The sequence below is a fragment of the Pseudoxanthomonas sp. UC19_8 genome, assembly GCF_042700505.1.
Lineage (GTDB): Bacteria > Pseudomonadota > Gammaproteobacteria > Xanthomonadales > Xanthomonadaceae > Pseudoxanthomonas_A > Pseudoxanthomonas_A winnipegensis.
In genome coordinates this window covers 3,661,520-3,675,559 of the sequence record NZ_CP170559.1, presented here as the reverse complement: position 1 = coordinate 3,675,559, position 14,040 = coordinate 3,661,520, and the positions used below count along the sequence as shown (strand labels likewise).

General features: G+C 68.6%; 14 protein-coding genes. 11 read left to right on the top strand and 3 right to left on the bottom strand.

From position 1 onward, the window contains the following. Positions 1-211: 211 nt before the first annotated feature. The gene (locus ACFJIT_RS16215; protein WP_379654268.1) at positions 212-1,378 is read left to right on the top strand and encodes a class I SAM-dependent rRNA methyltransferase; all 1,167 of its coding nucleotides are present in this window, start codon (positions 212-214) and stop codon (positions 1,376-1,378) included. Positions 1,379-1,397: 19 nt separating this feature from the next. Here the strand turns inward: ACFJIT_RS16215 and ACFJIT_RS16210 are convergent, their stop codons facing one another. From ACFJIT_RS16210 to ACFJIT_RS16200, 3 genes are read right to left on the bottom strand one after another with little or no spacing between them, the layout of a single operon-like run. Beyond that, complete coding sequence (locus ACFJIT_RS16210) at positions 1,398-1,760, bottom strand: hypothetical protein (protein WP_379654267.1); 363 nt, start codon at positions 1,758-1,760, stop codon at positions 1,398-1,400. Positions 1,761-1,788: 28 nt separating this feature from the next. Further along, positions 1,789-3,198: an XVIPCD domain-containing protein gene (locus tag ACFJIT_RS16205; RefSeq protein ID WP_379654266.1), complete on the bottom strand. Its 1,410-nt coding sequence runs from the start codon at positions 3,196-3,198 to the stop codon at positions 1,789-1,791. Between the two features lie 18 nt (positions 3,199-3,216). After that, the gene (locus tag ACFJIT_RS16200) at positions 3,217-3,714 is read right to left on the bottom strand and encodes a hypothetical protein (RefSeq protein WP_379654265.1); all 498 of its coding nucleotides are present in this window, start codon (positions 3,712-3,714) and stop codon (positions 3,217-3,219) included. A gap of 419 nt (positions 3,715-4,133) precedes the next feature. Between ACFJIT_RS16200 and ACFJIT_RS16195 the strand changes: the two genes are divergently transcribed. The 10 genes from ACFJIT_RS16195 (at position 4,134) to ACFJIT_RS16150 (ending at position 14,036) form a co-directional block, all read left to right on the top strand. Further along, on the top strand, positions 4,134-5,102 hold the full coding sequence (locus ACFJIT_RS16195) for a LysR family transcriptional regulator (protein WP_165494609.1): 969 nt from the start codon (positions 4,134-4,136) through the stop codon (positions 5,100-5,102). A gap of 264 nt (positions 5,103-5,366) precedes the next feature. Further along, positions 5,367-7,514, top strand: coding sequence for a TonB-dependent siderophore receptor (locus ACFJIT_RS16190; RefSeq protein WP_379654264.1), 2,148 nt, complete (start codon positions 5,367-5,369; stop codon positions 7,512-7,514). 2 nt (positions 7,515-7,516) lie between these two features. Continuing rightward, positions 7,517-9,601 (top strand): S9 family peptidase, encoded by a 2,085-nt coding sequence (locus ACFJIT_RS16185; RefSeq protein ID WP_379654263.1) that lies wholly within the window; start codon positions 7,517-7,519, stop codon positions 9,599-9,601. A 73-nt stretch (positions 9,602-9,674) separates the two neighbouring features. Continuing rightward, the gene (locus ACFJIT_RS16180) at positions 9,675-10,916 is read left to right on the top strand and encodes a dipeptidase (RefSeq protein ID WP_379654262.1); all 1,242 of its coding nucleotides are present in this window, start codon (positions 9,675-9,677) and stop codon (positions 10,914-10,916) included. Between the two features lie 50 nt (positions 10,917-10,966). Next, positions 10,967-11,374 (top strand): MAPEG family protein, encoded by a 408-nt coding sequence (locus ACFJIT_RS16175; protein WP_379654261.1) that lies wholly within the window; start codon positions 10,967-10,969, stop codon positions 11,372-11,374. A gap of 16 nt (positions 11,375-11,390) precedes the next feature. Then, positions 11,391-11,642 carry a hypothetical protein gene (locus ACFJIT_RS16170; RefSeq protein WP_379654260.1) on the top strand — a complete coding sequence of 84 codons (252 nt, stop codon included), beginning with the start codon at positions 11,391-11,393 and terminating at the stop codon, positions 11,640-11,642. A 23-nt stretch (positions 11,643-11,665) separates the two neighbouring features. Next, on the top strand, positions 11,666-12,499 hold the full coding sequence (locus ACFJIT_RS16165; RefSeq protein WP_379654259.1) for a trypsin-like serine protease: 834 nt from the start codon (positions 11,666-11,668) through the stop codon (positions 12,497-12,499). A gap of 241 nt (positions 12,500-12,740) precedes the next feature. Next, entirely contained in the window at positions 12,741-13,088 is a 348-nt protein-coding gene (locus tag ACFJIT_RS16160; protein ID WP_379654258.1) for a hypothetical protein, read from the top strand. Positions 13,089-13,211: 123 nt separating this feature from the next. Next, positions 13,212-13,619, top strand: coding sequence for a hypothetical protein (locus ACFJIT_RS16155; protein WP_379654257.1), 408 nt, complete (start codon positions 13,212-13,214; stop codon positions 13,617-13,619). Positions 13,620-13,661: 42 nt separating this feature from the next. Then, on the top strand, positions 13,662-14,036 hold the full coding sequence (locus ACFJIT_RS16150) for a hypothetical protein (protein ID WP_131660500.1): 375 nt from the start codon (positions 13,662-13,664) through the stop codon (positions 14,034-14,036). The last annotated feature ends 4 nt before the right edge of the window (positions 14,037-14,040 follow it).

Below are 14,040 nucleotides of genomic sequence, written 5' to 3'. Positions count from 1 at the left end.
GGGCGGGGCAAAGCGCCGCGCCCGACATGCGGGGACCGCAGTGTTCCGGCAGCCGGGACGAGCGCGCTGCCGTAAGCGCCGCCACCTCTCCCAATCAGCCCGCGACCCCTTGTAGAGCGGAGCTCGCTCCGCTGCTTTTGAGCCGGATCATCGGGAAGGCCCAGCGGAGCAAGCTCCGCTCTACAGGTGCCCGGCCTTCTACAATAGGCCGATGAACATGCCCAATCCTGCCGTCCGCCTGAAGAACGCCTGGCGTTCCAGCCATCCGTGGATCTTCCAGAAACTGGTGGACAAGCCGCCGCAGAAGCCCAAGCCGGGCACCATCGTCGATGTGTTCGGCGTGGACGGCGACTGGGTGGGGCGCGGCTTCTACAACGGCCATTCGCGCATCGCCGTGCGCATCCTGGAGACCGATCCGGACGTGCAGGTCGATGCGGCCTGGTTCCACGACAAGATCGCCCAGGCCGTGTCCCTGCGCCGCGAGGTGCTCAGGCTGGACGAGACCACCGACGCCTGGCGCGTGGTGCATGCCGAAGGCGATGGCCTGTCCGGCCTGGTGGTGGACCGCTATGGCGACCTGATCGTGGTGGAGTTCTTCGCCGCCGGCATGTTCCGCCATCGCGAGTGGATCTTCGAGGCGCTGCGCGCGCAGTTCCCGGGCTGCCGCTTCCACAGCTTCGCCGACGAGCACGTGCAGAAGCAGGAGAGCTTCGACTTCCACAGCACCTCGGGCACCGAGAGCGAGGTCATCACCGAATACGGCGTGAAGTTCCGCGCTGACCCGGCCGGCGCGCACAAGACCGGCTTCTTCGCCGACCAGCGCGAGAACCGCCAGTGGCTGAGCCAGCACGTGGCAGGCAAGACCGTGCTCGACCTGTGCTGCAACACCGGCGGCTTCGCCGTGTACGCCGCCGCGCGTGGGGCCAGCGAGGTGCTGGGCGTGGACATCGACCAGGACGTGATCGCCATCGCCAAGGGCAATGCGCGCCTGAACAACGTCAAGCCCAAGTTCGTGCAGGCCGACATCTTCCCTTACCTGCGTGATGCGGCCGCGCGCGGCGATGCCTATGACGTGGTGATCCTGGACCCGGCCAAGATGACGCGCGACCGCGAGCAGGTCATCGCCGCGCTGAAGAAGTACCTGGACATGAACAAGCTCGCGCTGGGCGTGGTCAAGCCCGGCGGACTGTTCGCCACGTTCTCGTGCACCGGGCTGGTGAGCGAGGAGCAGTTCCTGGACATGCTGCGCCGCGCGGCCTACTTCTCCGGCCGCACCATCCAGATCCTCAAGGTCGCCGGCGCCGGCCCCGACCATCCCTTCATGGCCCACGTGCAGGAATCGCGCTACCTCAAGGCGGTGTTCTGCCGGGTGTTCTAGCGGCGCGGGCCCAAGCGCCTCAGGCCTTGGGCCATTGACGGAAGACCACGCACACCGTGCTCGGGTCGAGCATCGCGAATTCCCGCGCGCCCCATGGCTGCAGTCGCACCGTGGGCAGGTTGGGGTGCAGCCGCTGCGGCGCGCGCGTGGCCAGCTCGGCGTGCACCGCCTCGATGTCGTCGACCTCGATGCCCAGTTCGGGCCGGTCCTTGGCCGCCCACTCGGCGTTCTCCACCAGATAGGCCTTGGCCCCGTCGCGCGCGACCACCGCCATGTCCGCGTCCTGGTACAGCACCGCAAAGCCCAGCGCATCGACGAAGAAGGCCAGCCCGTCCTCCAGCCGGTCGTAGAAGATCTTGGGGATCAGGTTGTGGAATCGCATGGCGATGCACCTTCTGGCGGCTGGGCGCCTAGTGTGTCAGCCGCGCCGGCTCCTGGGCCGGCGCTGACGGCTGCGGCGAGGCCGGCGTCTGGGCGGCGTTGGCCTGCTCGATCCGCTGGATCGACGCGCCCTGCGGGGTCTGCATGGCCTGGCCCGCGTCGATCGAAGCGCGGCGCTGGGCGGGATCCTGCAGCTGGCCCTGGATCACGAACACGTTGACCTGCCCGCCCTCGCCGCCGCGCCCGAGCACGATGTGGTCGGCGCGGCTGATGCCCTGTTCCTTGGCCAGTGCGAGCAGGCTGTGGCTCATGCGGTCGGCATCCTCGCCGCGGGCCAGGCCCTGCGCGGCCACGCCGGCCTCGATCTGCTTGAACAACGCGTGGTCGGGATGGCCGGGCCGCGAGGGCCCTTCGCGCGCCGGCTCGACCATCGGACCGGCCACGCCCTGGAACACGATGGGGACGTGGGTGAAGGTCGTGGCGGTGTGGTCGAAGTGGTGCGCCGTCGGCGGGGTGGTGCTGGTGTCGCGATAAGGCATGGGCGAGGTGTCGCTGCCCAGGTTGAGCCCGTTCTGCTCCATCAGCTTCTCGGACAGATGCAGCTGTTTCAGGTTCATCTGCAGCTGTGCCTTGCCATCACCATAGGCGCGCTCGGATTGCACGATCACGCCCGTGCCCCAGGCCCCGTAGTAGTTGGCGTAGTCGGAGTTGCCGTGATGGCCCAGCCGCGCCTGGGCCGGCGGGTGATCGAAGTAATTGCGGCCCATGCCCTCGAGGTTGGCCGAGGTCGCCTGCATGTGCAGGTCCTTGCCCAGGGTGATGTTGGGCTTGGCGGCATAGTGGTAGTTGGGCGGTGCGCCGGTGCGGTCGATGAAATCGCCCGCGCGGAAGGGATTGGCGTTGTAGACATCCTCCAGCGTCGCCTTGGGCTTGCCGTGCTGGACCCGGCTGACCAGGGCGTTCCAGCCGGCCACCTCCGCGCCCGCCTCGTCGCGACGGTTGGCGGCGATCAGCGCGCCAAGCGCGGCCGTGTAGTCGTGCGTCGGGCCCTTGCCCTGGGCCACGTGCTTGGCGGCGGCGATGAAGGCCGCGGTGGCCTGCTCGGTCGCGGCGTGGTTGAAGCCGTGCTGCAACTCGTGCCCCAGCACGAAGGTGGGTTCGCCGGCGTCGAAGGGCACGCCCTTGGGCGGACTGGTCAGCATCGACAGAGGCAGACGCATCTCCTTGGCCGTGCCGTTGTACTCGCCGCCGGCATGGGTGCCCAGCGGCAGCGGCACGATGTGCTTGAGATGGCCGAGCTTGACGGCCTGGTTGATCTGGTCGACCAGCGCCGGCGAATGGTTGATCACGCCGGAGAGATTGGCGGCCTGGTCGGCGGTGACGCCGGGCTGCTTGGCGAACGCATCGACCAGCGCCTGTGCTTCCTTGGTCAGTGGCATGTCGGCACTCCCTGGCCGTTAGGGGATGGTCACCGTGCGTACGCAGCGATGCTCGGCGGCGCCGTCCGACTCACCCTGCGGATAGACGCTCACCCGCAGGCCCGGCTTGTCGAACCATTCCTTGACCAGGCGCCCATGCTCGGCGTTGTAGGGCGTGCGGGTGAAGCCCAGCGCCTCGAGCCGCTGGCCGAAGGCGTCGTAGTCCAGCTGGCAGACCGGGGTCATCGCCGCGTCCGCCGAGTCCGGCGTGAAGTTGAACGCGAACTTGGCCGCATCCGGGGCCGTGGCGTCCAGTTCGATCGTGTAGGACCACGGCGGGTCCAGCGCGGCACCGACGCCGTAGCGGGCGCTGCCGTCGCGCGCGCGCTCCAGGCGGATGCCCATCGTCTGCTCGACCCGTGCCGGGGTCAGATCCGCCAACGCATGGCTGCCCTGGATCAGGTCGAGCACGCGCTGCAGGACGGCACCCGCCTGCGGGGGCTGCGTGGCGGCGGCGGAAGGGGGGGCGGTGGTCACGGCGGGTTCCTCCTTGGAAGGCGCGGACAGCGGGGCCCGCGAACAGGCCGGCAATGCCACGCAGGCCGCCAGCAGGGGAAGGATCGAAGCGGCAAGGCGCATGGGGGCGGGCAATCCTCACACAGCGGTAGGTCGCTGCTGGCCCCAGGGTGGCATCCAGCCAGGCGAGGGGCCGAGTGAACCACCTGGGCCCGTGCCGTGCAACCTGGGGAGATCGGCGCCGCGCGGCGCTGCGGCCGAAGGTGCAGGGGATGGATCGCCGTGCTCAGGCCACTCGCCAACGCCCGCGCGGTGTCTTGCGCGCCCGCGCGTCGGCTCTGCATGATGCGGCCCTGGGGCGACCGTGGGGGAGGCGGTACGCGACCCAGATCCGGGGCCGCTGCGTGTCCACACCATCGCTTGAAGGGTGCCAACCTGCTTTGCAGCGGCTGGACAGCCAGCTGCTGTCCGATCTCTGGTTTTTCCGCGCGGCGGCGCGCGCGGGCAGCATCACCCAGGCCGCCTCCGCGCTGAGCGTGACCCAGGGCGCGGTCAGCCAGCGCGTGCTGCGGCTGGAGGCGCGCCTGGGCGTGCCCCTGTTCGAGCGCCACAACCGCCGCATCTCCCTGACCCGGGCCGGCGAGGTGCTGCTGGCCGCGTTCAACGATGCCTCCGGCACGGTCAACGAGGCGCTGGTGCAGATCGGGCGCCTGCGCCAGCAGACCCTGGTGGTCGCCTGCCCGCCGACCCTGGCCATCGAATGGCTGATGCCCAATCTGCCCGACCTGTACCGCGGCAGCCCGGGCCTGGAAGTGCACATCCGCGCCGAGATGGTCGCGCCGGACGTCTACTGGATGGAGGACCAGCGGGTCGACCTGGTGATCGGCTACTCGCACGTGCAGGTCAGCGGCCTGCACCAGCTGGCCAGTTTCCGCGAACTGATTTTCCCGGTGTGCTCGCCGGCCACGCTCTCCCGCCTGGAGACCTGCACCAGCGGACGCGAGGTGCTGGCGCTGCACGACGACAACGTCTGGCAGGAAGGCGAGCGCCAGGGCGCCGAGTGGCGCGAGTGGTTCGAAGGGGGCGGCGCGCGCTGCGCCGATGCGTGGAAGATCACCGCCGAGCAGCGCTTCAACCTGGCCTATCTGGCCTACCAGGCCGCGATGTACGGCGACGGCCTGGCGATGGCGCGCTCGGTCAGCGTCGAGCGCATGCTGCAGTCGCGGCAGCTGGTGCCGGCCTGCTGCGTGGTGCCGGTCCCGAGCGCGCACTACCGGATGATGTCGCTGGCGCCGATGCGCGCCGGCTCGGCGCTCGAGCAGCTGGTGCGCTGGCTGCTGTTGCGCATGGAGACGAGCCAGGCCAGGACGCTGGAGCGGCTCGGGATCAGCGGGAAATCCATTAGCTGACCTGATGCATTCGATAGAAATGCTGCATTGCGATCACGCCGTTTTTACGCAGACCATGTGCGTGCAGGGACCGCAGGCGGATCCCCGCTGACCGGAGCGGTCGGCGGCGTAAGGGGACCGATCCGCCGATTGCCGCGGCCTTCAGGGCAGGACCTCGACTGCCACCTGTTTCAACACCCGCCTCCCGCGCCGCTGCCGCTTGTCTCCTGATGGGGGACGAGGTGGCGGCCTGTCCCTCCACGCCTGCCTGTCCCGGAGACCTCCATGTCCGCCGCCCGTCGTTCCCTGTCCTCGCGCCTCCCCGCCCTCGTCTGCAGCCCGCTGGCTGTCGCGCTGCTGCTTGCCCTGTCGGCGTCGCCGGCGGCCGCCCAATCCACCACCGACGGCAAGGACGTCAAGGAACTCGACAAGCTGCAGGTCAAGGGCAAGCGCGAAAGCGAAGGCAACGGCGCGCTGGGCGACAAGGCCGCGGTGGACACACCGTTCTCGGTCAACAGCGTCGATGCGCAGCAGCTGGAGAAGTACCAGCCGGTCTCGCTGCTGGACGTGTTCGCGCGCGACGCCAGCGTCTCGCGCAGCGCCGGCAGCGACTACAACGGCTGGTCCTCGCGCCTGGTCGTGCGCGGCCTGCCGCTGAGCTTCGAGGACAGCATGAAGGTCAACGGCATGCCGACCGCGCTGTTCGGCGTGAACCTGCCGCTGGAGATGATGGACCAGGTGCAGATCCTCAAGGGCGCCAGCGGCTTCATGTACGGCTTCGGCCAGCCCGGCGGCATCGTCAACTACGTCACCAAGAAGCCGGCGGGCGATGTGGCCAGCGTGGACCTGTTCTACCGCACCGACGCGGTGTTCGGCGCGCATGTGGACTACGGCGGACAGTCCGGCGACGACGGCCGCTTCGGCTACCGACTGAACGCCACGCACGAGGCCGGCAGCTTCTATTCCGGCGGCGAGATCCACCGCGACGCCGCCGCCGTCGCGCTGCAGTACAAGATCGCCCCGGATCTGGTGCTGTCGGTCGATGCGCTCTACCAGGACCGCCGCATCGACGAGCCGACGCCGTACTTCTATCCCTGGGCCTACGCCCTGAAGTACCTGCCCAAGGGCGTGACCGGCCGCATCAACTACTCCTCGCCGGCAACGCTGAACTACAACACCTTCTCGATGCTCACCTCCAGCCTGCGCTGGGACTTCGCGCCCAACTGGAGCGCCACGCTCAGCGCCGGTGAGTTGCGCGACCACTACCGGCTCAAGCAGGAGTACTTCGAACTGGACGGCCCCGACGGGCGCTACGACGACTGGGTGTTCGACGGCAAGGACGCCTGGGATTTCCGCTTCATCCAGGGGCTGGTGCAGGGCAGCCTGGATACCGGTCCCCTGCGCCACGATCTGGTCGTGGGTGCGTCCTGGCAGCTGATGAAGCTGGACCTGGGCGACGGCAACATCGGCTCGTGGGCGGTGATCGGCAGCGCGCGTCTGGCCGACCGGGTGCGGCTGGCCTGGACCGCCGCCGCGGCCACGCACAACATGTTCCTGTATTCGCAGACCGAGCAGTTCGCGGCCTTCGGCAGCGACACGATCCACTTCAGCGATCGCTGGTCGGCGCTGCTGGGCGCGCGCTTCAACAGCTACCGCCAGGTGGCCTACACCTGGGACACCACCGATGTGAGCGTGCGCTACCGCAAGCCGGTGTGGACGCCGACGGTGGCGCTGATGTTCAAGCCCACCCCCGACTCGACCCTGTACCTGAGCTACGTGGAGTCGCTGGAACAGGGCACGACCGTGGGCAGCTGGTACGCCAACGCGGGCCAGCAGCTGGGGCCGATCCAGAGCGACCAGTACGAGCTGGGCTACAAGATCGAGACCGGCGCGTTGACCACGGGCGCGGCGCTGTTCCGGATCAACCGCGGCGCCGAGTACGCCAACGCCGCCAACGTCTACGTGCAGGACGGCAACCTGCGCTACGACGGCCTGGAGCTGGAAGCGCGCTACCACTTCACCCCGCAGTTCGAGGTCGGCACCTCGGCGATCTGGATGGATGCGACCTACGACAAGACCGGCACGCCGTGGCTGGTCGGCCGCCAGCTCGCCGGCACGCCGCGCTTCAGCGCTACCGCGGATGCCAGCTATGCCTTCGACGTAGTGCCGGGCCTGGCCGCCTACGCCAGCATGAAGTGGTACGGACAGACCGCCGTCTACAACAACGTCGCCTCGCAGGCCACGGTCTACGCCAAGGGCTATGCGGTGACCGACCTGGGCGGCAGCTACGCCACGCGCTGGGGCGGCCACCCGACGACGATCCGCCTGGGCGTGGACAACGTGTTCGACCGCAACTACTGGCAGGGCGGTTTCAACGAGTTCGCGATCGGCGCGCCGCGCACCGTCGCGCTCAACCTCAAGCTGGATTTCTGAGCATGTCCACCGCGATGGCGTGGCGGGCCACGGCCTGCCTGGCGCTGCTGGCGGCGGTGCCGGTGGCCGCCGCCCAGTCCGGGCGGCCGATCATGCCGGCCGACGTGGTGGCGCTGAAGGAGGTCGACGACCCGCAGATCGCCCCGGACGGCAAGGCGGTGGCCTATGTGGTGGCCACCCCGGGGCCTGCGCGCAAGCCGCCCAAGGACCGCGTGCGGGTGGTCGGGGTCGACGGCGCGCCGTCGTGGCAGGTGGACGCGCCGGAGGCGGCCAGCGAGAACCACCCGCGCTGGTCGCCGGACGGGCGCCGGCTGGCCTTCCTGTCCGATCGCAAGCCGCCGGGCGCGGCGTCGGCACCGGTGGCGGCGCCGTCCGCCGACAAGGCCGAAGGCGAGGACGACGCGCCGAAGCAGCAGCTCTGGGTCGTCGATGCGCCGGGTGCGGCGGCGCAGCCGCTCAGCGATGCGCCTGGCGGGCTTTCCGACTTCGCCTGGTCGCCCGACGGCCAGTCCATCGCCTGGCTGGCGCGCCAGGCGCCGTCGGCGCAGCAGAAGGCGCGCACCAAGGCCGGCGACGACGCGATCGAGGTGGACCACCCGCGCGAATTCAACCAGGCCTGGGTCAAGCGCCTGCCCGACGGCGCGCCGGTGGCGGTCAGCGCCCCGCAGCAGGAGGTCTCGGCACTGTCGTGGGCGCCCGACGGCCGGCGCCTGGCGCTGCGGGTGGCCGACCGGCTGGGCTTGAACGAGCACTGGAACCGCGCGCGGTTGGTGATCGTCGATGCCGGCGATGGCCGCCTGCTCAAGACCCTGCCCGGCACCGTCGGCGGCGAGGCGGCGCAGTGGTCGCCCGACGGCACGCGCCTGCTCTACCGCGAGCAATCGGCCTCGAAGATGGCCTATCGGCTGGTGGTGCGCACGCTGGCCGACGACCGCGTCTGCGAGGTCGCGCCAGGCTGGCCGGGCACGCCGTGGGGCGGACGCTGGCGCGATGCGCACACCGTGGTGGTGCAGGGCCTGCAGGGCATGGACGCGCAGTTTCTCCAGGCCGGCGCCTGCGATGGCCGTTGGAAGCCGCTGGCGCAGGTGCAGGCGCCCTGGCAGGCCTTCAGCGTGGCCCACGACGGGACCGTGGCGTTCCTCGGCCAGGGCACCCATCAGCCGTCCGAGGTCTGGCTGCTGCGCGGTCGCCGAGCCCGCGCGCTGACCGACACCAATCCGCAGGTGGCCGGCTGGTCGCTGGGCCGCCTGCAGACCCTGACCTGGCACAACACGCATGACGGCCGCACGGTCCATGGCGAAGTCGTGCTGCCCCCGGGCTGGACCCCGGCCGACGGCCCGCTGCCGACGCTGGTGCAGATCCACGGCGGCCCGGCCTGGGCCTGGTGGTCGGGCTGGCTGGGCTCCTGGCACGACTGGGCCCAGATGCTGGCCTCGCACGGCTACGCGGTGCTGCTGCCCAACCCGCGCGGTTCGGAAGGGCAGGGGGCGGCGTTCACCGAGGCGATCCGCAGCGACTGGGGCGGCGGCGACTTCCAGGACGTGCTCGATGGTGTGGACCTGGTGGTCGCGCAGGGCATCGCCGACCCGCAGCGCCTGGCGATCGGCGGCTGGAGCTACGGCGGCTACCTGGCGGCGTGGGCGGTCGGCCACAGCGACCGCTTCCGCACCGCGATCGTCGGCGCCGGCGTGACCGACCTGTACACCATGGCCCTGACCACCGATGTGCTGGACTTCCTGCCCGGCTACTTCGACGGCAACCCGCTCGATCGCCGCGCGCTGCTGGACGCGCGCTCGCCGCTGCGCGCGGCCAACGACGTCCATGTGCCGGTGCTGGTGCTGCACGGCCAGGCCGACGAGCGCGTGCCGACCTTCCAGGGCGAGGCGTTCTACCGCGCGCTGCGCTTCAACGGCACCCCCGCCGAGCTGACGCTGTACCCGCGTACCACGCATTGGCCGCAGGAGCAGGCGCTGCGCCGCGACATCCTGCAGCGCGTGCTGGACTGGATGCAGACGCAGCTGCCCACCGCGGCCAGTCCGGAATCGGCGCCTGCCTGGGGCTCGGCGCCGGCGCAAGCCAAGCCGTGATCCCCACGTCGCGCTGGTTCGTCCAGCGCGACGCTGCTAGCGTTGGCCACTTCCGCCGCAACGCACCTTCGCCATGGCCCGCTCATCGCTGCTGTCCGCCTGCCTGCTCGCCCTGCTGCCGCTGTCGGCCGCACATGCCATCGAGTTCAGCCCGCAGGAGCTGGCGCGCGCGAAGGCGCTGCAGAGCAGGCTGCTGACGCTGGATTCGCACCTGGACACGCCGGCCAACTTCCCGCGGGCGGACTTCGACCTCCTGGCCGCGCATCCGGGCAACGCGCTGTCGCAGGTGGACCTGCCGCGCATGCAGGCCGGCGCGCTGGATGGCGGCTTCTGGGCCATCTACACCGACCAGGGCGATCGCAGCGCCAGGGCGCACCTGGAGGATCGCGACGCCGGCCTCAGGCGCCTGTCGCAGATCCGCGAGATGCTGGCCGCGCACCCGCAGCAGTTCGCCGAAGCGACCACCCCGGCCGACGCAGCGCGCATCAAGGCGCAGGGCAAGCGCGTGGTCTACATCAGCATGGAGAACGCCAGCCCGCTGGCGGCCGACCCCACGCTGCTGTCGTTCTATTACGGACAGGGGTTGCGCCTGATGAGCACGGTGCACTTCATCAACAACGAGTTCGCCGACTCGGCCACCGACCCCAAGGGGCCCGAGTGGCATGGCCTAAGCCCGGCGGGCCGGCAGCTGGTGGAGGCCGCGCAGAGGCTCGGCATCGTCATCGACCAGTCGCATGCCTCGGACGAGGTGTTCGACCAGCTGATCGCGCTCTCGCCGGTGCCGATCCTGCTCTCGCACAGCGGCGCGCGCGCCGTGCACGACCACCCGCGCAACATCGACGACGCGCGCCTGAAGGTGCTGGCCGCGCACGGTGGCGTGATCCAGATGAACTCCTACCAGGGCTATCTGATCGACACCGGCGCCACGCCCGAGCGCAAGGCCGCCGAGCAGGCGCTGCAGGACAAGTACGGCGGCGAGGCGGGCATGAAGACGGCCGACGGCGTGCGCCTGGCCGCCGATCTGAAGGCGCTGGATGCCAAGTACCCAGTCAGGCACGCCACGCTGGACGACTTCTTCGCGCATCTGGAGCATGTGCTCAAGCTGATCGGCCCCGAACACGTGGGTATCGGCATGGACTGGGACGGCGGCGGCGGGCTGCCCGGCATGGAGGATGTCGCCGACCTGCCCAAGATCACCGCCTGGCTGCTGCGCAAGGGCTATAGCGAACAGCAGATCGCCGATATCTGGAGTGGTAACGTCCTGCGCGTGATGCAGCAGGCGCAGGATTGGGCGGCGGCACAGCCGAAGTCCTAGCGCAAACCGGCCGCGCCGCACGACCGCCCCAGGACAAGGACGCATCGCCGATGACATCCTCGCTGATCCCGCCGATGGCCGCGCATGTCGCGCTGGCCGCCCTGCTCTACGTCGCCCTGACCGTGGCGCGCGCACCGGCCGTGTGGGGCATCGGCCGCGCGCGCGACGGCGGCAACCCCTTCGCGCGGCTGGAGCCGCGCATCAGCGCCAATCTCACCAACCAGTTCGAGTGGCCGCTGTTCTTCCATGTCGCCTGCGTGCTGCTGCTGATGCAGGGCACGACCGGACCGCTGGTGGTCGGCCTGGCCTGGCTGTTCGTCGCCGGGCGCGTGCTGCACAGCCTCGTGCAGATCTTCATCCCCAACCTGCGCCTGCGCGGGCTGGTGTTCACCGTGAACTTCCTGGCGGTGCTGGCGCTGTGGGCGGTCCTGGTGGCACCGGTCGTGCGGCTTCACTGAGTCCGCTGCCTTGGTCATGAGGGACCGCGCGTATCGCTGGCGCTTGCTGCGCCGGGCGCTGTTCTGGGCGCTGACCGCAATCGCCGCGTCGGTCGTCGCCCTGTTCCTGTGGGCCGCCACGCCACTGGCCATCACGCTTGCCCACGGCGGGCGGGGCGAGCTGTGGTTTCTCGGAGACGGCGCCCTCGTTCTGGCCGCGGCGCTCGCGTATCTGATTGCCGCGGCGCTCTTCGTCGTCCGGGACAGGACCAGGAAAAGAAGCGGATGAGACCACCAATAAGGAAGCACGCCATGCGCCGGATACTGCTGCTCGTACTACTCGCCGTGCCCTTCGGCGCCGGCGCGATCGTCATACGAGACGATGTGGACGATGCGAAGTATCGCGTCGCGTCGTCGGAGTTCCCGGCCCTGGTCGACCTGCCTGGCGAAGGACATGGCGTCCTGATCGCGCCGCAATGGGTGGTGACCGCCGCCCATGCGGTCATGTGGCAGACCGAGATCAAGCAGGTGACCTTGAACGGAACGCCCAGGGAGGTCGAACGCCTCGTGGTCCATCCTGGTTACAGGAAGCCGTCGCAGGCGTTGCTCGACCAGGCGCTGGCGACCTGGGACTGGACCCTGTTCCGCGTGGTGCTCTCCTCCTCCGATGACATCGCGCTGATCAAGCTGACGCGCCCGGTTACCGACGTCACGCCCGTCGCGCTCAACGAAGGCGAGGACGAGTTCGGCCAGACCATCAGGATCCTGGGCGCCGGCGCCACGGGCAACGGGATCAAGGGCTACGAATTCAGCAGCCCGCATCGCACCGCGCTTCGTCGCGCCTACAACAAGGTCACCAGCGCCGATGGCCGCTGGCTCTGCTACATGTTCGATCCGCCATCGGCAGCGCTGCCGCTCGAGGGCGGCTCGGGAAGCGGCGACAGTGGCGGTCCGGTCCTGCTCCAGGCCGGGAACGACTGGCGACTGGCCGGACTGACCTCGTGGTCGGACCCGCAGAGCGGCATCAGGACGCCAGGGCGGTATGGCCAGATCACCTGCAACGTGCGCCTGAGCCATTGCCAGGATTGGATCAAAAGTGTCACCGCCGGAGCGGCGCAGGCCGGTCCTCGCCCAGGCGCAGCTTGATCCGCATGCCGACCATCGGGCCGACCGGCGCGCCTTGACGAGCGATGGCAGTCCTTGTCCCGCGATGCCTGCGCTTTGTCGCATAAGCCATATGCGGACGCCGCAGGCATATTCGCGACGACATGCATTTTTTTAAAGCCGACGAGGCGAGAAGAATCATGCCTGAAGAGCGGAAATGATCTTGACGGCTCCATCTTCCCAGACGAACAATCGCCGCGATGCTCCGGACGGAGTCCACGCGGTGTCGGCCCTCATGAAAGCCCGTCAAGTCTTCATCGCAGGCCTGCTGGCTTGCGCCGCGTTCTCGAGCGCAGCAAGCGGTGCCGATCTCTCCCAGGACGACGCGGCTCTCATTCACCACATCAAGGCCACCAACGAAGTGTTCGTCAAAGTGCTCGGGCCTTGCACCGCGGAGACGCTGTCGCGCGGTAAGACGAGCAAGTTCACTTACAGCGGCACCTGCGAGCTCAATCCGCTGCCCGACAACAGCGATTGCGGAAGCTATAAGGTCACGGCGACTGGTACCGTGGATACAAAGACCTGGGCGACCGTCAGGGATCTGCGCCTCGCGCTGCAGTGCTCGGCTTGAGATCTGGCAGCGCATCCGGCGCGATGCCGCTTCGCTGCGTGGCTTGATGTAAAGCGCTGAGCCATACGATCATTTCATTCAAGGCGGGGAGGGGCCGCCGACAGATTGAGGCGATATGACGACATGAACGGGTATCGGTTCACCTCAAGCCTGTTCGTGGCCGAGCCAGGAGAGGACGAGGAAACCAATCCTGGCTGTTACGGACGTCAACTGGCCATTTGGCTTAAAGCGCAACTTGAGTCGCGTGGTTACAGCGTAGAGCCGGTGATCACAGAGGACTGGGGGCGCTGCCTCATGCTTTCTCGCGACCCTTTCTTATTGTGGGTTGGTTGTGGCCCCGCTGAAGACTCAGCAGCTAGCGGCTCAAGCGATGGCGATATTATTTGGCACTGCTTCGCTGCCGCCGAAGTTCCGTTTTTCAAGGGGCTCTTCGGCAAGCCAGACACACGTGTCGCTCTTTCGAAGCTCGACGCGGACTTGCGTTCTCTCCTCGGCGCAGAGCGTGAGATCAGGCTAGTGAGCGAGTCCTAGAAAGGCTTACGTCGGTCAGCACTCCCGCTGAGATCATCTTTCATGAAGTACAAGCTCATCGGCGCCATGGCACATAACTGGACCCACTCATTCATGAGTGGCACCAACTATGTGTTCAATGACTTCGTTTTCAAAGACATGTACCAGCTTGCCCGAGATCGGCGAGGCGAGAAGATAACGATTACTTGGATCCCGACGCCTCCGGATGATCTGCCTGGGTTGACCGCCCGCATCAAGGAGTCGTTGAAGCACTATCGCGAAGCATTGCCAAAGCATCTCCTGCGGCATCAGATTGATGTGGGCGCTATCTCTCAGATGCGTACCGAAGTGTATCTTGCCGAAAATCGTCAGGTGCACGTCAGGTCGTACGTGCTGGACGATCGTGGAAAGGAGCATGTGCAGCTGGTGTGGCCCTAGCAAC

Bases quoted from the DNA above. Each gene is read 5' to 3' on its own strand.
- ACFJIT_RS16180 (WP_379654262.1), top strand. From the start codon at position 9,675: ATGGCCCGCTCATCGCTGCTGTCCGCCTGCCTGCTCGCCCTGCTGCCG.
- ACFJIT_RS16205 (WP_379654266.1), bottom strand. From the start codon at position 3,198: ATGCCACTGACCAAGGAAGCACAGGCGCTGGTCGATGCGTTCGCCAAG.
- ACFJIT_RS16175 (WP_379654261.1), top strand. From the start codon at position 10,967: ATGACATCCTCGCTGATCCCGCCGATGGCCGCGCATGTCGCGCTGGCC.
- ACFJIT_RS16155 (WP_379654257.1), top strand. From the start codon at position 13,212: ATGAACGGGTATCGGTTCACCTCAAGCCTGTTCGTGGCCGAGCCAGGA.
- ACFJIT_RS16165 (WP_379654259.1), top strand. From the start codon at position 11,666: ATGCGCCGGATACTGCTGCTCGTACTACTCGCCGTGCCCTTCGGCGCC.
- ACFJIT_RS16215 (WP_379654268.1), top strand. From the start codon at position 212: ATGAACATGCCCAATCCTGCCGTCCGCCTGAAGAACGCCTGGCGTTCC.
- ACFJIT_RS16190 (WP_379654264.1), top strand. From the start codon at position 5,367: ATGTCCGCCGCCCGTCGTTCCCTGTCCTCGCGCCTCCCCGCCCTCGTC.
- ACFJIT_RS16210 (WP_379654267.1), bottom strand. From the start codon at position 1,760: ATGCGATTCCACAACCTGATCCCCAAGATCTTCTACGACCGGCTGGAG.
- ACFJIT_RS16150 (WP_131660500.1), top strand. From the start codon at position 13,662: ATGAAGTACAAGCTCATCGGCGCCATGGCACATAACTGGACCCACTCA.
- ACFJIT_RS16170 (WP_379654260.1), top strand. From the start codon at position 11,391: ATGAGGGACCGCGCGTATCGCTGGCGCTTGCTGCGCCGGGCGCTGTTC.
- ACFJIT_RS16185 (WP_379654263.1), top strand. From the start codon at position 7,517: ATGTCCACCGCGATGGCGTGGCGGGCCACGGCCTGCCTGGCGCTGCTG.